This window comes from Maribacter sp. Hel_I_7, assembly GCF_000688315.1.
Lineage (GTDB): Bacteria > Bacteroidota > Bacteroidia > Flavobacteriales > Flavobacteriaceae > Maribacter > Maribacter stanieri.
In genome coordinates this window covers 1,963,300-1,981,653 of sequence record NZ_JHZW01000002.1, presented here as the reverse complement: position 1 = coordinate 1,981,653, position 18,354 = coordinate 1,963,300, and the positions used below count along the sequence as shown (strand labels likewise).

13 protein-coding genes are annotated in these 18,354 nt (G+C 34.5%); 10 read left to right on the top strand and 3 right to left on the bottom strand.

The window, feature by feature from the left end:
• Positions 1–125: 125 nt before the first annotated feature.
• Positions 126–635: a peroxiredoxin-like family protein gene (locus P178_RS0110165; RefSeq protein WP_027066130.1), complete on the top strand. Its 510-nt coding sequence runs from the start codon at positions 126–128 to the stop codon at positions 633–635.
• Positions 636–744: 109 nt separating this feature from the next.
• Here the strand turns inward: P178_RS0110165 and P178_RS0110160 are convergent, their stop codons facing one another.
• Both P178_RS0110160 and P178_RS0110155 read right to left on the bottom strand, forming a co-directional pair.
• Complete coding sequence (locus P178_RS0110160; protein ID WP_027066129.1) at positions 745–1,461, bottom strand: ribonuclease activity regulator RraA; 717 nt, start codon at positions 1,459–1,461, stop codon at positions 745–747.
• A 22-nt stretch (positions 1,462–1,483) separates the two neighbouring features.
• A complete protein-coding gene (locus P178_RS0110155) occupies positions 1,484–2,452 on the bottom strand; it encodes a sugar phosphate isomerase/epimerase family protein (protein ID WP_036146030.1) in 969 nt (322 codons plus the stop codon).
• A 114-nt stretch (positions 2,453–2,566) separates the two neighbouring features.
• Between P178_RS0110155 and P178_RS0110150 the strand changes: the two genes are divergently transcribed.
• From P178_RS0110150 to P178_RS0110135, 4 genes are all read left to right on the top strand, one after another.
• Positions 2,567–4,882 (top strand): chondroitinase-B domain-containing protein, encoded by a 2,316-nt coding sequence (locus P178_RS0110150; protein ID WP_027066127.1) that lies wholly within the window; start codon positions 2,567–2,569, stop codon positions 4,880–4,882.
• Between the two features lie 112 nt (positions 4,883–4,994).
• Entirely contained in the window at positions 4,995–7,235 is a 2,241-nt protein-coding gene (locus P178_RS0110145; RefSeq protein WP_155941607.1) for an alginate lyase family protein, read from the top strand.
• 21 nt (positions 7,236–7,256) lie between these two features.
• Positions 7,257–7,631 (top strand): cupin domain-containing protein, encoded by a 375-nt coding sequence (locus P178_RS0110140; protein WP_027066125.1) that lies wholly within the window; start codon positions 7,257–7,259, stop codon positions 7,629–7,631.
• Positions 7,632–7,737: 106 nt separating this feature from the next.
• A complete protein-coding gene (locus P178_RS0110135) occupies positions 7,738–8,988 on the top strand; it encodes an Nramp family divalent metal transporter (RefSeq protein ID WP_027066124.1) in 1,251 nt (416 codons plus the stop codon).
• A gap of 2 nt (positions 8,989–8,990) precedes the next feature.
• Here the strand turns inward: P178_RS0110135 and P178_RS22640 are convergent, their stop codons facing one another.
• Positions 8,991–10,085 carry a type I phosphomannose isomerase catalytic subunit gene (locus P178_RS22640; protein ID WP_051638227.1) on the bottom strand — a complete coding sequence of 365 codons (1,095 nt, stop codon included), beginning with the start codon at positions 10,083–10,085 and terminating at the stop codon, positions 8,991–8,993.
• 634 nt (positions 10,086–10,719) lie between these two features.
• On the opposite strand from P178_RS22640, the gene P178_RS0110125 reads away from it, so the two are divergent.
• From P178_RS0110125 to P178_RS0110105, 5 genes are all read left to right on the top strand, one after another.
• Positions 10,720–13,755 carry a SusC/RagA family TonB-linked outer membrane protein gene (locus tag P178_RS0110125; RefSeq protein WP_027066123.1) on the top strand — a complete coding sequence of 1,012 codons (3,036 nt, stop codon included), beginning with the start codon at positions 10,720–10,722 and terminating at the stop codon, positions 13,753–13,755.
• Positions 13,756–13,781: 26 nt separating this feature from the next.
• Positions 13,782–15,311, top strand: coding sequence for a RagB/SusD family nutrient uptake outer membrane protein (locus tag P178_RS0110120; RefSeq protein WP_027066122.1), 1,530 nt, complete (start codon positions 13,782–13,784; stop codon positions 15,309–15,311).
• A gap of 194 nt (positions 15,312–15,505) precedes the next feature.
• Positions 15,506–16,207 (top strand): FadR/GntR family transcriptional regulator, encoded by a 702-nt coding sequence (locus P178_RS0110115; protein WP_027066121.1) that lies wholly within the window; start codon positions 15,506–15,508, stop codon positions 16,205–16,207.
• A gap of 56 nt (positions 16,208–16,263) precedes the next feature.
• Positions 16,264–17,541, top strand: coding sequence for an MFS transporter (locus P178_RS0110110; protein ID WP_027066120.1), 1,278 nt, complete (start codon positions 16,264–16,266; stop codon positions 17,539–17,541).
• A 13-nt stretch (positions 17,542–17,554) separates the two neighbouring features.
• Positions 17,555–18,316: an SDR family NAD(P)-dependent oxidoreductase gene (locus P178_RS0110105; RefSeq protein ID WP_027066119.1), complete on the top strand. Its 762-nt coding sequence runs from the start codon at positions 17,555–17,557 to the stop codon at positions 18,314–18,316.
• Positions 18,317–18,354: the final 38 nt, after the last annotated feature.

The following is an 18,354-nucleotide window of genomic DNA, read 5'->3' as shown; positions in this document are numbered from 1 at the left end:
CATCTTAGAACCAGTTTTAAAAGATATGATTGTGCAACTTATAGAATCAATTCTAAAAGGTATTCAACTAACATACCGCTATTACCTCTTGTAACTTTACGGCATAACATTTAAAGAACATAACAATGATAAAACCCACAGCACAAGTACCTGAGTTAAAATTACCTCTTATAAACGATACACAATGGAGTTTATATGATCAAGACAGTACATCATTTACCATGCTAGTATTCTATCGTGGTCTGCACTGTCCTGTTTGTAGAAAGTATTTAGAATCTTTAACTAAAAAACTTAAAGATTTTAGTGGTCGAGGAGTACATCTAATCGCAATTAGTATGGATAGCGAAGAAAGAGCTAAAAAAGCTGGAAATGAATGGAATATTCCTGAACTTCCTGTTGGATATAATTTACCTATTGAAAATGCAAGAGAATGGGGATTATACATTTCTAAAAAAACGTCTGAAAAAGAACCAGATGTATTTTCAGAACCAGGGCTATTTTTGATAAGACCTGATAATTCACTTTATGCCAGTTCTATACAAACAATGCCTTTTGCAAGACCAGACTGGGACGACATTTTAAATGCTATAGACTATATAACTAAAAACGATTACCCTGCCAGAGGTGGAGAGTAATCTTACATTTACTTAAAATAATCAGTTAAAACACAAAAGTGATTTGTTCCTTGATATGAACAAATCACTTTTTTTATGTTATTCTTACTTTATAATTAGAACAAGTAATTTAATTTTTATCTGACTTCCATTTTTCGAACATCGCTTTTATTTCTTCATCTACCATTGGGTACAAGCCTATAATAGCTTTACCTCCCTTTACTTTTTCCAAAACAAAATCTTCATAAAAAGTCATTTGAATACATTCATCCGCAACCTCATCCGCCAAATGTGCAGGTATTACCATTACTCCATCATCATCACCAATTATAACATCACCAGGAAAAACGGCTACATCTCCGCAACCAATTGGGTCGTTAATCGCTATTGCTTGATGCAATGTTAGATTAGTAGGTGCGGTAGGTCTATTATGATAGGAGGAAAAATCTAAATCCGCTATTTCTGCAGAATCCCGAAAGCCACCATCTGTAATAATACCAGATGCTCCCCTTACCATTAAACGTGTTACTAAAATTGACCCTGCCGATGCTGCTCTTGCATTTTGGCGACTGTCAATAACCAACACAGCTCCCTCTGGGCATTCCTCTACTGCTACTCTCTGTAAATGCTTAGGGTCCCTAAAAACCTCAATGGGATTTAAATCTTCTCTCGCAGGTATGTAGCGCAAAGTATAGGCTTCACCCACCATTGTTGGTCTTCCTAATCTTAATGGTTTTACACTCTGTATGAATTGATTTTTTAACCCTTTTTTAAAAAGACAAGTAGCAACCGTTGCCGTACTTACTTTTTTTAGTTTTTCTTTGGTAGAAGTTGATAGTTTAGTCATGATATCTTTTCTATAGTTTATCTTATTGCGCTCTTTGCCATGCTTCCCTAATAAAAAGCAAATCATGTTTCATTTTGGCAAATACTTCCTTTTTATCCATGGTAATTTCTTTTGCTCCATGTTCTGCCCCGCCAAGGTCATATTCTAAGTGTAATGATATTGGCACATTGATTTTATATTTTTTAAGAAGCGAAAAATACTTATCAAACTCAACCACCCCTTCACCTAATGGAGTATTAATAGGTTCGTATTTTCCATTTTTATAACCCCACTTAAAATCTTTTATAACTATCGATTTGATAAGCGGCTCAATACGGCGCAAATCTAATTCCCAACTTTTTCCACCTTCTACTACTGCATGCCGAATATCATATTGGCACCCCATATAATTATCATCTGCTTTTGATAAAATTGTAGGCAAATCCCAAATAGGTGCTCCAACATGATTACCAGCGTGGTTTTGATAACAACCAATTAAACCCAGTTTTTTGTTGACCTCCCCAAGTTTAGCTGCTTGCTCTGAGAATATGGCCTGACTCTCTTCTATTGAAGTATTCTCTGGGTATGTAAGCCAACCTGTACGGTAGTGATTGAAACCTGCCTTACTTGCCGCCTCTAAAACACGCTGTTCAGTTTCATTAGAAATATCCCAAACGTTTGTTGTCAACATTTGTGGTTTTAACCCATACTTCTTCATTGCTTCTACCGCTTTTGGCAAATCTTCTGTAACATTTTCCGGTAGTACATGACCTTTTGGACGAACGGTTAAATCCAACCCATTAAAACCAATATCAGCAGCAGCAGAACACATTTCATTATAGTCTAAAAATTGTAGATGTTTAGAGAATAAATTCACCTCAATATCATTTCTAGAAACTATAGAAGAAGCTAAAAGAGGGCTCCCTATTTGCAGTAATGATATGCCTGCCAATGCAGTAGCAGATTTCTTTGTAAAGTCTCTCCTTGATATCCCTTTATTATCATTTCTCATTTTAACGAACTTAAAATTGTTTTAAAGGTAGATTTTATGTTAAAAATTTGGATGTCTTACAAATATATGTATTTTTGGTCAACCAAACTGGTTAACCAATATTATCAAATTCAAATGAAAAATAAATTCTTATTCAAGGCATTTTTATTGATCATGTTTATCTTAACAATTTCTTGGGTAAATAAAAATGATGTCCTAGTTCATAATATCGCTGAATTTGACGAAGCAGTTTCTAATGCAGAGCCTGGTACTGTAATTGTCTTGGCTAACGGAATATGGAATAATGTTCAGTTTAAATTTACAGGAGAAGGTTCCAAAAATGCTCCAATTACAGTAAAGGCAGAAACACCGGGCAAAGTATTTATTGAAGGGATTTCTAATTTAGAAATTTCCGGAAATTATTTAATAGTTGACGGACTGTTTTTTAGAAATGGTCATACCCCAACTGAAAATGTAATTGCGTTTAGAACAAGCGAAGAAAATGTAGCTAATTACTCTAGGGTAACTAATTGTGTAATTCTAGATTATAATCAGCAACAACGAGACAAAGATGATCTCTGGGTTCAGTTTTATGGTACTCATAATACACTAGACCATTGTTATATTGCTGGTAAAACAAACGGTGGACCAACAGTTAGGGTAGATTTGAAAGGAAACCAAAGCATTAGAAATTACCATCAAATTGTTGATAATCATTTTGGACCAAGACCTAGAAAAGGTGGCGCTAGAGGAGAAACTATTCAACTAGGAAGCAGCTTTACCTCTATGTCGCCAAGTAATACAACTATCGCCAATAATTTATTTGAAGAATGTAATGGGGAAGTTGAGATTATTTCTAGCAAGACAAATTTTAACGAAATTAGAAATAATGTATTCTATAAAAGTGAAGGTTCTGTTGTAACACGTCATGGTAATTATGCCGTTATAGATGGTAATTATTTTATTGGTGATGGAGAAAATAAAAATTATGGTGGAATAAGACTTGTAAATACAGGACATTGGGTTATTAATAATTACTTCTATAAAATTATTGGTGAAAACTTTAGAAGTCCATTAGCTGTAATGAACGGAATTCCTAAATCACCATTAAACAGATATAATCAAGTTACAGATGTTGTGGTTGCCTATAATACGTATGTTGATTGTAAATCGCCATGGCAATTTGGAGTGGGTACAAACATTGAACAAAAAGATGTACTTCCAGAATCAGAAATACGCTCAGCCCGAGCTCTTAGAACAGAAGTTGCCAATAATATTATCTACAACAGCATAGGTGATGAACATATAATCATTGAACATGACAAAGCTGATGGAGTAAAATTCAAAAGCAATATTATTAATAACCAAGGGATAGGTTTTGGCGATACAGCAAGAATTAAGGCTAGTGAATTTCAATTGACAAAAGTTGGCGAGTATGTCTATCTACCTAAATTAACCAGTGAGTTTGATATTTACCAAGGTTTTGGTTTTAATACAATTACCAAAGATCTTTTTGGAAATTCTAGAGAAGATAAAAATTCAATTGGTGCTGTGGTTCAAGGTGAATTTAAGGACACTGATATTTTAAACAAAGCTAAATACGGAGCAAGTTGGTATTCTAATATTGTAAAAACTACATCTCCTAACATTATAGAAGTTTCCAAAACCAAAGGAGAATTAGCAGCCAAAATAGCTACTGCTAAAGCAGGAGATATTATCTCTTTAAAACCAGGAAAATACAAAGTATCAAAATCGATACTAATCAACAAAACAATTACAATTCAATCTAAAGAAAACGAAAAAGCTGAAATCGTTTTTACCGGAGCAGATAACACTCCTCTATTTGAATTAAACCCTTATGGAATTTTAAATCTTAAAAATGTTTCACTTAGCGGTAACGGTAAACAAAAAGCATTTTCTAACCTAAAAGAAAATATGTCTAACCAATACGGGCTAACCGTTACGGGTTGCGATATCAATAATTTCGATTATGTATTAAAAGCTTATAAACAAACATTTGCCCAAGAAATCACTTTTAAAGATACTGCAATTGCCGATTGTGAAAACGGTATTGAATTGTCTGAAGAAACGAATGACAAAGGAGATTACAACGTAGAATACTTAACTATTCAAAACTGTACATTCATTAACGTTAACCAAAATGTGATCGATTATTATAGGGGTGGCTATGATGAATCAACCATTGGAGGAAACTTATTGGTTACAAACTCTAGCTTTTCAAATTGCGGCTCTAAAGAGGAAAACGGAATTTTGTTAAACACTAGAGGTATCGTAAATGTTGATATTTCAAATAATACTTTTAAAAACAATAATGTAAAATTAGTAGCATTACTTTGGGGAGCAAAGAATAATTCACATGCTGATAATGTAATTACAAACTCAGGTCAGATTAAGGTTGAAGAAAATTTGAAGATGAAATTAATGTACTAATCCAAAGATAAAAACACTACCCTATAATTCATTTGTTTCAACCTTCTGCAATAAAATAGTTTTCAGAAAAGAGATACAATTTCAAATGATTTTTGAATAGCAAAATAAAAGAATGTATATAAAAAGAATCAACTGGGCGATAATAACTATCACATGTTTATTTATAAGCATATGCCCTCTAATCATTCAAGCTCAAGAACATCCTAACCTTATTTTAACCAAGGCTGGGGTAGAAAAAATTAGAGCTCAATTAGGTAATGTTCCTCTATTTGATGCTTCACTTCAAAAACTAAAAGAAGAAGTAGATGCAGAAATGGCTCTAGGTATAGACACACCTATTCCTAAAGATTATTCTGGTGGCTACACACATGCACGTCATAAGCGGAACATGACAGTAATGCAACAAGCTGGTGTTCTATATCAAATATTGGACGATGAAAAATATGCAAAGTATGTAAAAGACATGCTAATGCAATATGAGGGTATGTATAAAACATTACCGCTGCATCCAAAAACAAGATCTTATGCTAGAGGTAAATTATTTTGGCAATGTTTAAATGATTCTAACTGGTTAGTTTACGTTAGCCAGGCCTACGATTGCATCTATAATTACCTAAAAAAGGACGAAAGAAAAAAATTAGAAAAGAATCTTTTTAAGCCATTTGCAGATCATATTTCGGTAGATAGTCCGCAATTTTATCAAAGAGTTCACAATCACAGTACATGGGGTAATGCCGCTGTTGGTATGATAGGTTTGGTAATGAATGACAAAGAGTTAATTAATCGTGCGCTATATGGTATCAAAGGGGTGAATTTAGATAAAACCGCTAAAGATGACGATGGTGGTTTTTTGAATAAAGATGGAAAAGCAGGTTTCTTAGCGAATATAGAAGAACCATTTTCTCCTGATGGATATTATAATGAAGGTCCTTATTACCAACGTTACGCGATGTATCCTTTTTTAATTTTTGCTGAAGGATTACACAACGTAAAACCTGAATTAAAAATATTTGAGTACAAAGATGGTGTCCTTTTAAAATCAATTAATGCACTCATTAATTTATCTGATGCCGATGGCGATTTCTTTCCATTAAACGACGGACAAAAAGGGATGTCATACTATAACGATGCTTTAGTTACAGCGGTAGATATTTCTTATTTTTTCGGGAACCAAGACCCAGGCTTGTTAAGCATTGCTGAAAAACAAAATAAGGTCTTATTAGACGATTCTGGCTTGGCAGTTGCGCTTGGAGTTAAAAATGGTGAAGCCAAACCATTCGATAAAAAATCAATTAACCTATCTGATGGACCAGATGGTACCCAGGGTGGAGTTGGTATTTTACGTAACGATGATTTAGAGCTTGTTTTTAAATATGCTTCGCAAGGATCAAGTCATGGTCATTATGATAAGTTGTCCTATTCATTCTACGATAATGGAGTTGAAGTACTACAAGATTACGGTTTAGCCCGTTTTGTAAATATTGAGCAAAAAGGTGGCGGTAACTATTTAAAGGAAAATAAAACTTGGGCAAAACAAACCATTGCCCATAACACACTAGTGCAGAATGAGAAGTCTCACTACCAAGGTAAATATGATATTGGAAGTAAGTATCATCCAGATTTATATCTTTTTGATGTTTCTAATGCCAACGTTCAATTAGTAAGTGCAAAGGAAACAAATGCGTATCCAGGGACGGAAATGCATAGAACTATGGCTATTATCAAAGACGAAAGTTTTGAAAAGCCATTCATGCTAGATATTCTTAAAGTCAAATCTGACAGCACAAATCAATACGATTTACCCTTTTATTTCATGGGACAAATATTGAACACAAATTTTGAATATGAAGTTCCTAAAACGCTAGAACCTTTAGGAAAAGACAATGGATATCAACATTTATGGTCAGAAGGTTGTGCTAATACAACAGACGAAAACACCAAATTAAGTTGGTTAGAAAAAGGGAGATTCTACACCTTAACATCTGCAACTTTAAAAGATGATGAACTACGGTTTGTAAGAATAGGAGCTAACGACCCAGAATTTAATTTAAGAAGAGAAGCGGGCTTTATTATTCGTAGAAAGGATTCTAAAAACACGCTGTTTGTTTCGACGATAGAAGCACATGGTAGTTATAGTCCTGTCTCAGAATCTGCGTTGAACTCTAAAAGCAACATTACAGATTTAAAAGTGATTTTAGATACAGTAGATTATACAGCTATTTCAATTACTACTATAAATGGTAATAGTAAATTGCTTATTCTAGCAAATAATAATGCTTCTAAAGAAGCGAAACATATTTTGCAAATAAACGATAAGGATTACACTTGGACGGGTTCTTATTATTACAATTAAACTAATATTAAAACAAAAAAAATGAAGCGATTTAGTGAAAAGTACGTCATTTCAAAAGATATGGAATGGGAAAAACTTGGAGGAGGTGTATTACGAAAGTTTTTAGGTTACGATAATCAAATCATGATGGTGAAAGTAAAATTTGACAAAGGAGCATTAGGTGCGCCACATCAACATTTTCATACTCAGGCTACTTATTGTGTTTCAGGTAAATTTGAATTTGAAATTGATGGGGTAAAGCAAATTGTAGAAGCAGGTGACGGAGTTTATATAGAACCTAATTTATTACATAGTGCCGTTTGCTTAGAAGAAGGTATGCTAATTGACACTTTTAGCCCTGTAAGAGAAGATTTCTTAAGCGGAGGTGCGGTATCTTATTTCGGAGATAAAGAATAGATAACCATCAATCATTATTATAATTTTAATGGTTGTATTTCAATTCGAAAATATTTCATGAAGTAAATATTATTTTAATCACATTTTAAATGCTGAACTAAAGATTATGACAACGGAAAATATATCCATTACAGGGAAATTTAAAAGGAGTCTTAAGAATTTTGGTCCAGCATTTTTTATTATCGGCTATGTTGTAGGCACAGGTAGTGTAACCTCTATGGTAGTTTCTGGTGCTAAGTATGGGCTTAGCCTTTCATGGGCACTTCTACTCTCTTGCTTTTTCACATACTTCTTATTGGTGTCTATTAGTAAGTTGACCATCGTTTCTGGAGATACCCTAATGCTCAATTTTAAAAAGGTTTTTGGAAAACCGCTCACCATTTTTATTATTACCGCATTACTGGTATCAATAGTTTCTTCATGTATAGGTGTAATGGGTGTTGTTGCCGAAGTAACTATGGAATGGATTTCAGTAAAAACCTCCGTTTCATTTCTTAACAAACCTATTGTTTCTATCTTTTTCATCGCATTACTTATTGGTCTTTTTTGGACCGGTAAACACGAAAATTTCATAAAGGCAATGAGTATTATGGTTGGCTTTATGGCACTGGCTTTTATCATTACTAGTTTTATGGTGGTACAGGAAGCTGGCACTTCTATTTCCGAGTTCTTCCCAGAATTACCTAAAGGCGATAATAACGGATTAGTAATTGCCGGAATAGTAGGTACTACTATGGCGGGTGTTTGCTTAGCTTCTAGAAGTATTTTGGTTCAAGAACAAAACTGGGGCTTAAAAGATTTAAAGACAGAGAATAAAGATGCCATGTCTTCAATGGTAATGACGTTTTTAATTAGTCTTGCCATAATGATCAGTGCAACTGGCACGCTTTACTTTAAAGGTGCTCCTGTAGATGATGCTACTGATATGATGCATGCTTTAGGACCATGGGCAGGAGATTTTGCCCTTACCCTATTTACGTTAGGTATTATTGGCGCAGGATTATCATCAATCTTCCCCAACCTATTATTATTTCCTTGGCTGATCGCAGACTATACAGACACTGAGCGCGATATGAAAAAACCACTATATAAGGGTATAGTAGTTTTAGTAGCACTATCTGGTTTAATCGTTCCTATTTTAGGAGGAAAACCAGTTTGGATACTAATAGCCTCTCAAGCATTGAGTCCGTTCGTAATGCCTTTAATTACGCTCTTTCTTCTTATCCTTCTAAATAAAGAGAGCATTATGAAAGAACATAAAATAGGTCTTTGGATGAACCTGGCTTTAGGTGCTACTTTTATATTCAACTGCTATATGCTATACGTTGCCTTAAATGGATTTATTGATTTTATCTAATCTTACTTAGGAGGATAACAAAGTAATATCTTCGATGCAATTTTGGAGGTAAAAACAACCTCATCTATTGCCGCGGAGAAGAATATTTCATCACCTTGAGAAAAACTATATTCTTTTCCCCCACATGTAATGCTACCCTCACCAAAATAAATTACCGCAACAAAAAAGCTACCATTGGCTTTGATTGAATGCTCTCCATTCAGATCCAATTCGCTTAAACCAAAGCAATCTGTGTGCGTCTCGTTAAATATGGTATTTAAGGTATGGGTATCAGAAGAATCTATTGTTCTAGGAGACACCTTCCATCTTTTCAAGGCTTCCTCATAAGAACAGCCATCATAATGAAAACAGTCTAACATATTTTGCTCTCCTACTCCCTGATGTATCAGTTCATCCGAGATTTCTAGACCTGCAGGTGTAATCTTTTCCACACGCATGGTATAATCCGTAGGTTCTTGAACTTCCATTAAAAAACAACCACTACCAATAGCATGCGGAACACCACCATAAATCATATACGCATCACCAGCGTTTACTTCTATTTTATGTAAGCACCCCAACATACCTTCAATATTTTGATTTACAAATAGGGTTTCCCATTGTTCTTTTGTAACACCTTCCTTAAAGCCCATGTAAATGACACTTTTTTCGCCATTTACCTCGCGCTTGTTCAATACATACCAAGATTCAGTTTTACCGAAAGCCGAGTTAAGCATAGTGCGGGCATAATCTTTATCTGGATGTACTTGAATGGTTAATCGCTCTTTAGAATCAAGCATTTTAATGAGCACACCAGTAGTGCCAAATTTATCAGCTAAAGCTTTTCCTAAGTATAATTCTTTGTTAGAAGCCACTAATTCTTTTAACGAATGTGTGCCCGACGGTGTTTCAACCAAAGACAACCCTTCATTCTCAGGTCTTCCATTTCCTCGAGCCGTAACGGTAGACATAATCCACTCTTCTGGCATACTACCATCCACTTCTGGAGTCACTTGTTTCCACTTATCTATTAATGCGCCACCTTCATAAGTACGCCAAACCCTATTAGAATATTGTTTTAATGGTATATATGCGTATTGCTCAAAATTGTTCTTCATAATACAATGCTTATTGTTCAATAAAATTATCAGAACCCAATGAATATCAAAAGTTTGAATTCATTGAATACTATCTATTCTTAAAAAATAATTGAAAAATTAGAGAGGAAAACCATTCAAATTTAGTGATTTTACGACTAAAACCCTCTCCAAATAAGAGCATATTTGAGAAAATTAAAAAAGCCTTATTTGTTAACAAACTGCTATATCCTCAATAATTTATAGGGTTAAAAGAATATTTCAAAAATTATAGCGACTCTAAAGTTGTTAAAATGCAAATTTCTCTTTTTTTAACGATTAAATAACATATATTTGGTAAACCAAATTGGATAACCAGTTTGGAAAACCAAAAATGAGTCATCATTCCTTAAATTAAAATCGAACTTAAATTTCACTTAAACTCAATGACAAAAAAATCAGATTAACACATTTACAACATTACTTCTCATTTAAATGGAGAAGATTAATTACAACATGTATTATTTGCTGTTCATGTTTTTTCCTTAAGCAAGAGTTTAACAACTTGAAAAGAACATAACAGATGTAAAAATGAAGTTTTACTCAAAGTTTCATTTTAGAATGCTTTAATCAGACTTTAATAAGTCGAACTTAAATTAACATAACAAGACTACAAATGAATTTAAAAACGAAATTAGTATTAATGATGGTATTGTTACTCAACATATCATTATTCGCACAAGACGGCTACACCTTAACTGGTACGGTACTGGACGAAACAAATATGCCCGTTCCAGGAGCTAACGTTGTTATCCAAAACACAACTACAGGTACTTCTACCGATTTTGACGGTAATTTTTCAATTACAGTTTCTAACGGTGATGTTTTAGAATTTTCTTCTATTGGTTATGCAAAAAAAGAAGTAGCCATTACCGGTCAACAAACTTTAAACGTTGTTCTTGCTGAAGACGCTAGCCAACTTGAAGAAGTTGTTGTTGTAGGTTACGGTTCTCAGAAAAAGAGTTACATTACCGGTTCTGTCTCTTCAGTTAAATCTGAAGAATTGAACGCATATCCTGTGTTAGATGCTGCTCAAGCTCTACAAGGTCGTGCAGCGGGTGTTGTAGTACAATCCAACAACGGTGGTGAACCAGGCGCTCCAATCAGTATAAAAATTAGAGGTAATACTTCTATTAATGCGAGTAGCTCTCCGCTTGTTGTTGTAGATGGTTTTGTAGGTGCTTCTATGCCACAGGCTAATGACATTGAGTCAATGGAAGTTTTAAAAGATGCATCAGCAACTGCTATATACGGATCAAGAGGTTCAAATGGTGTTATACTTGTAACAACTAAAAAAGGTAGAAGCGGAAAATTATCAATTGAAGCTAACACCACTTACGCAATTCAAAATATATCTAACAGATTAGATTTGTTGAATGCTAGTGAATTTGCCGATTATCAAAATCAAATTAGAACTAACAATGGTGTTTCTACGCCATATGCTCAAGGACCTGCTAATACTGACTGGCAAGATTTAATCTACAGATCAGGTAGCACATCTAATAACCAAGTATCATTTTCAGGTGGTAGCGAGAAAATTAATTTCTATGCTTCTGCCAACTACTTTAAACAAGATGGTATTATAATCGGTTCTGATTTTGAAAGATTAACTTTCTTATCTAACATCGACGCTCAAGTAACAGATAAATTAAAGTTAGGAATGAACCTTTTTGGAAGTAGAGGCATTAAAAATGGTTCTGCAACACAATCTAACGGTTCAGTTTCTGCTGGTGGTGATGATGTAATTACATTAGCTTTAAGATATGCACCGGATCAACCTGTTTATAATGCAGATGGAACTTATACATTTGGTAACACTGTAGGTGACCCTGTTGACAACCCATTTGCTGTTGCAACAGAAAGAATTGATGAAACAAAAACTGATAATTTTAGAGCTAACTTATATGCTAATTATGAAATCTTAGAAGGTCTTAGTTTTAAAACTACTTTTGGTTTAAGTACAGAAAATCAAACTAGAGGTATCTTCTTACCATCATTATTAACCCAGACTGCAGGTGGGGAAAGCGGAAGAGCAATAGTAGATACTAATAGAGAAACAAGTGTTTTAAGTGAAAACTATTTGACTTACACTAAAGAATTTGGTAAAAGTAATTTAACTTTATTAGGAGGATATTCTTACCAAAAAACCGTTAATGAAAACTTTTTCTCTGAAGCTACCGGTTTCATCTCAGATGGTTTTTCTTACTATGGTTTAGGTTCCGCAACAAATATCTTACAACCAAGTTCTTCAAAATCAGATGTAGAAATTCAATCTCAATTTGGTAGATTTAATTATGACTTCGATGATAAATATTTATTGACCGCAACTATAAGAAGAGATGGTGCATCAAACTTTTCGGCTAATGAAAAGTATGCTCTTTTCCCTTCTGCCGCTTTAGGATGGAAAGTTTCTAATGAAAACTTTCTTAAAGACAGCAAGGCTATTTCTAATTTGAAATTTAGAGCTAGTTACGGTGTTACTGGTAACCCTTCAATTGGTGCTTACGAATCTTTATCAAGACTTGAGACGCTTTATGCTTCAAGCAACGGACAAACTGTTAGTGCTGTAACTCCAGAACAACCTGAAAATCCTAATTTGAAATGGGAATCTTCATACCAAACAAACTTTGGTATTGATTTGGGTCTTATTAACAATAGGGTATCTGTATCCTTGGATTACTACAACATAGATACTAAAGATTTGATTTTAACGGATAACAGTATCACAGAATATTTAGGTTTCTCTGGTGATGATATTTTAGCCAATGTTGGCGAAATAAACAACAGAGGACTTGAAATTGCTTTAAGTACAAAAAACATTCTTAAAGAAGATTTTAGATGGACAACCGATTTCAATATTGCATTCAATAAAAATGAAGTAGTTAGCTTAGTTAATGATGCAGATTTGTTTTTCGATGCTACGCCAAGTTATTTTAGTCATGACAGAAGTTATGTTTTAAGAGTTGGTGAAGAAGTTGGTCTTTTCTGGGGTTATGAATATGCTGGTGTTTATCAAGGCGGTACAGCTCCTGCAGGTACACAAACCTTATCAGGTGGTGTAGCAGGTGATCCATTATTCGCAGATATTGATGGAAGTGGTGATATTACAGAAGCAGATAGAACAACGATAGGTAATCCTAATCCTGAATTTACATGGGGCTTCACTAATAACTTTAGCTACAAAAATTTAGATTTAAGTATATTTCTTCAAGGTTCTCAAGGCGGAGATATCTTTAACTTGACCAATGTTCAGTTAACGAATGGAGATGCAAATACTACTAGAGCTTACTATAATAGTGCATGGACTCCAACAAATACAGACACAAACGCTCCGCGTGTTGGTAACAACAGTAACAGAGAAATTTCTTCTCGTTTTATAGAAGATGGTAGTTATGTTAGACTTAAGAATATTTCTTTAGGTTACACAGTACCTTCAGATATTACAGAAAAATTAGGTCTTGATAACCTTAGATTATCTTTAAGTGGCCAAAACCTATTAACCTTTACAAACTATTCTGGCTTAGATCCTGAAGTAAGTTACTATGGTTCTGGTGGCAACAATAACACTTCATCTAATACCGCTCAAGGTTTTGACTTTGGTAACTACCCAACGGTAAGAACTGTTACTATGAGCCTTAATTTAAAGTTTTAATAAAGAATTAATTTAAAATAAGAAAAATGAAAATATATAAATTATTACTATTATTGGTAGGGTTATCAATAATGGGCTGTTCAGATTTAGAAGAAGAGCCTGTAGGTATATTGTCTGCTGAAGGTTTCTTTGAAACTCCTGCAAATATACAAACAGCGGTAGATGGTTCTTTAACTCATGCAATCAACGAGAAGTTTTGGGGTAGAAAATTGTCAATTGCGTTAATGTTACGTTCAGACATGGTTAGTCTTGCTTCTAATGAAACAAGAAGGGTTGAAATGAACGAGTTTACTACTCTTGCCAGCAATGGTATGATCAGTGAATTTTGGCCAAGAACCTATCAAGGTATTGCTGCTGCGAACGCTGCAATTGCTGGGGCTGAAGATGTAGATGTAGATGATTCCATAAAAAATCCTATAACAGCTCAAGCTTATTTTGCAAGAGCGTTCTACTATTTTCACTTAGTACGCCTTTTTGGAGATGTTCCTTATATCGATGCTCCAGTAACTGATTTTGATGCCGCTACCTCTATAACTAGAACTCCAGCTGCAGAAGTATATGAAAATATAATTTCAGATTTAGAGTATGCAAAAACATGGTTGCCAGCAACAGTAACTTCAAGAGCCACCCCTTCAAAAGCGGCAGCTAGTTCTTATCTAGCTTTAGTTTATTTGACATTAGAACAATGGCAAAATGCTTATGACGAAGCTCAAGAAGTTATTGATAATGCAGGAACTTATAATTTAGCATTAGAGTCTAACTTTCAAAACCTATTTAATGCCGATGCCATAGATGCATCTCTTGAACCAATTTTTGCATTAGATTATAATAATTTTGAAGCTGATGATAATGCCTATGACCAAACAGCTCCTATGACCGGTATCAGAGGAGACGATAGAAACTTAGGAGGAGGATGGTCTGTAGCCGTACCAACTTTAGAAGTTTATACAACATGGGATGCAGGAGATTACAGAAGAGCTGTTAGTATGGACGACGAAGTATCTATTGGAGGTACAGTTGTTGACTACACTCAATTTGACATCAGTGGTCATGAATTTGCCAAGAACAACCCTTACGTTGCAAAATACACACGTTTTCCTGGACCATTTGCTCGTGCAAACGCTAGAGCAACTAGCCATAACTATTCTATGATCCGTTATGCAGAAGTATTATTGATCGCAGCGGAAGCAGCAGTAGAACTAGGAGACAACGCAACTGCACTTAACTATATCAACCAGGTTAGAGCAAGAGCTAGAATGGGTGGAGAAACTCAAACTGGGGCAGGTGTTCCTGTAACTTTTGAACCAAGTGCAGTTCCTGCGGACCTTACAGGAACCGTTACAATTGACGACATCTTAGAAGAAAGAAGATTAGAGTTTGCTTTTGAAGGAATAAGATGGTACGATATTGCTAGAAGAAAAATAGGAAATGAAGTATTTGGAGCATCTGGATTAGAAGGTGAAAAGCCATTTTTCTCTGAAGATGATTATTTACTTCCATTACCTGAAGACGAATTAGAAAGAAACCCTAACCTTACACAAAACCCAGGGTACTAAATAATATATAAGTTAATTAAAAGAGAGTTGTTTGAGTTAGTTGTTAAGATTGCTGGCTTGTTAAGCGAGCCAGCAAATCTTTTAGAATAAGTATCTAACATTAAGTACTTGAAATAATTAATAACGAGGTTATTTTTATAAATTTGAAAAACCAATCTGGTTAACCAATTTTTTGAAATAACAAAATGTGAAATATGAAGCTACAAATCCTTACTAAATCCGAACATAAAGATCTTCATAATGATATTATCGCTAAAATTCGAGATTTAATCAATAACAAAAATCTTGAGCCTGGAGATAAATTACCTTCAGAGCGTATGTTATCAGAACGATTTAATGTAAGTAGAGGAAATGTGCGCGAATCAATTCAGAAATTAGAATTCTACGGAATCCTAAAATCTAAACCACAAAGTGGAACATTCGTAGCGGACATTGGTCAAGTAGCAATGAACGGTATGATGGATGATATTCTTGGACTAGAAGACCCAGATTTTAAATCATTGGTGGAAACAAGAATCTTATTAGAACTAAAAACAGTACGACTAGCTGCACAAAGAAGAACAGATGCAGATTTAGTAAAAATGGAAGCGGCATTAGATGCTTACAAAGAAAAGGTATTGAATAATGAAGATGCTGTTCAAGAAGATTTACTTTTTCATTTAGCAATTGCCCAAGCTTGTAGAAATAGTACTATCAATAGAATGATGCTAATTATTACACCAGAGATCATAAACAATTTTGAAAAATATCATGTTTGTGACAAGGATCAAAGCTTAAAAGGAATAAAAGAGCATCAAGATATTTTTGACGCTATAAAAAGACAAAATACACAGGAAGCAAAACAGATGATGAAAGTACATTTCAATGCTCTTTATCAATATTGTTACAATATATAAAAGGCTTTCCTTTAAAAAATTTATAACCAAGCACTAACCAAAAAGAACAAATTATTATGAAAGTTAAAGGTTTAAGATGGTGGATTATCACATTGATTTGCTTGGCTACAGTAATCAATTATATCGATAGAACAGCTTTCGGTGTCATGTGGCCAGAAATGGGCAAAGATTTGGGTATGGACGAATCTGACTACGGAATAATGCTTAGTATTTTTATGGGCACCTACGCCATAGGTAAATTTCTTTCAGGTAAACTTTATGACATTATTGGTACAAGAATGGGGTTCGTTGTATCAATTGTTGTTTGGTCAGTAGCATCTGTATTTCATGCTTTTGCTAGAGGACTTATTTCACTTACTTTATTTAGAGCCCTTTTAGGTTTAGGGGAGGCAGGTAATTGGCCGGGAGCCGTAAAAAGTAATGGAGAATGGTTTCCTGTAAAACAACGTGCAATAGCTCAAGGTATATTTAATGCAGGTGCATCTTTAGGTAGTGTAATAGCTCCACTATTAATTGCTTTCCTTTATGGGCATTTTGGATGGCGAATGACATTTATAATCATTGGTTTAGTAGGTTTAATATGGGTAATTCCATGGTTGTTCATTAATAAATCTAAACCAGGAAAACACCCTTGGATTACAGAGGAAGAGCTAAAATTTATTAATAGCGATAGAATTGTAGATTTAGATAAAGATGATGATGAAAAGGGACTATCTGTTGGTCAAATATTAAGTTATAAAGAATCTTGGGGTGTATTAGCATCTAGATTTTTTATAGAACCTATATGGTGGCTATTTGTAGGTTGGATGCCACTTTACTTGAATTCTGAATTCGGCTTTAGCGTTGAAGAAATTGGATCGACCATTTGGATTTCTTATTTAGGTGGAATGGCTGGTAGTATTATTGGAGGTTGGTACAGTGGAAAATTAATGGAAACCAAATCTGTAGATGCCGCTAGAAAAATTACTATAACTATTGGCGGTGTCTTAATATTCCTAGGTCTACTCGGAATCATTTTCTTAGTTAATGAAAATAACCCAATGACATTTATTTATATAGTAGCTGTTGTTCTTTTTGGCTTTCAATTCGCCATTGGTAACATACAAACTATATCAAGTGACCTCTTTAGAGGCCCATCTGTAGGAACCCTTGCAGGTTTAGCAGGCACGGTTGCCGCTGTATCGGTAATCATTATGAACTCTTTAATTCCAATGATTGCGCAGGTATCATACACTCCGGCATTTATTGTAATAGCAGTATTAGCCCCAATGGCTGTGCTGTCCATTTATGTATTGATTAAAAAAATTAGACCAGTAGAAGTTGAATCAGAATAACAATTAAATAATTATGAGTACAGAAGGAAAAGTAGCAGTAATTACAGGAGCAACTGGAGGAATCGGTTTTGAAGTTGCTAAAAGATTAGGACAAGACGGTTTTACAGTTATCTTAAATGGTATAGATGACGAAGCTGGCGCCAAAAGAGTAAAAGAATTGACCGCAGAAGGTATTACTGCAGAATATTTAGGTTTTGACGTTACTAATGAAGAAGCTGTAACCAAAAACATCAAAGCAATTGGTGATAAATACGGTAAAATTGATACACTAGTAAACAATGCTGGTGGATTAGGAGGTAGATCAAGATTCGAAGAGATGACTACTGAATTTTACAGATCGGTAATGGCATTAAACCTTGATTCTACATTCTTTGCATCAAGAGCAGCGATCCCTTACCTTAAAAAAGGTGAACACCCATCTATAATCAATTATACATCTAATGCAGCATGGACCGCAGGTGGACCAGGTGCAGGTATATATGGTACATCTAAAGCAGGTGTTAATGCAATAACTAGAGCTTTAGCTAAAGATCTTGCAGAATATGGTATTAGAGTTAATGCAGTATCTCCAGGTACAATTGATACTCCATTCCATGCACAGATTAAAGCTACTAAACCAGAAGTTTTCGCTTCTTGGGCAAATAACATTATGTTAGGTAGATTAGGTCAACCTAGTGATGTTGCTGGTGTTGTTTCTTTCCTTGCAGGTAAAGATGCAGCTTTCATTACAGCAGAAACTATCCAAATTGGTGGTGGTCAAGCTTTAGGAATCTAGATTAAATTCTTTATATACATACTAAAAAAGCGTTAATG

Coding starts and splice junctions, on each gene's coding strand:
- P178_RS0110105 (WP_027066119.1), top strand. CDS start 17,555: ATGAGTACAGAAGGAAAAGTAGCAGTAATTACAGGAGCAACTGGAGGA.
- P178_RS0110135 (WP_027066124.1), top strand. CDS start 7,738: ATGACAACGGAAAATATATCCATTACAGGGAAATTTAAAAGGAGTCTT.
- P178_RS0110160 (WP_027066129.1), bottom strand. CDS start 1,461: ATGACTAAACTATCAACTTCTACCAAAGAAAAACTAAAAAAAGTAAGT.
- P178_RS0110150 (WP_027066127.1), top strand. CDS start 2,567: ATGAAAAATAAATTCTTATTCAAGGCATTTTTATTGATCATGTTTATC.
- P178_RS0110115 (WP_027066121.1), top strand. CDS start 15,506: ATGAAGCTACAAATCCTTACTAAATCCGAACATAAAGATCTTCATAAT.
- P178_RS22640 (WP_051638227.1), bottom strand. CDS start 10,085: ATGAAGAACAATTTTGAGCAATACGCATATATACCATTAAAACAATAT.
- P178_RS0110145 (WP_155941607.1), top strand. CDS start 4,995: ATGTATATAAAAAGAATCAACTGGGCGATAATAACTATCACATGTTTA.
- P178_RS0110165 (WP_027066130.1), top strand. CDS start 126: ATGATAAAACCCACAGCACAAGTACCTGAGTTAAAATTACCTCTTATA.
- P178_RS0110120 (WP_027066122.1), top strand. CDS start 13,782: ATGAAAATATATAAATTATTACTATTATTGGTAGGGTTATCAATAATG.
- P178_RS0110155 (WP_036146030.1), bottom strand. CDS start 2,452: ATGAGAAATGATAATAAAGGGATATCAAGGAGAGACTTTACAAAGAAA.
- P178_RS0110110 (WP_027066120.1), top strand. CDS start 16,264: ATGAAAGTTAAAGGTTTAAGATGGTGGATTATCACATTGATTTGCTTG.
- P178_RS0110125 (WP_027066123.1), top strand. CDS start 10,720: ATGAATTTAAAAACGAAATTAGTATTAATGATGGTATTGTTACTCAAC.
- P178_RS0110140 (WP_027066125.1), top strand. CDS start 7,257: ATGAAGCGATTTAGTGAAAAGTACGTCATTTCAAAAGATATGGAATGG.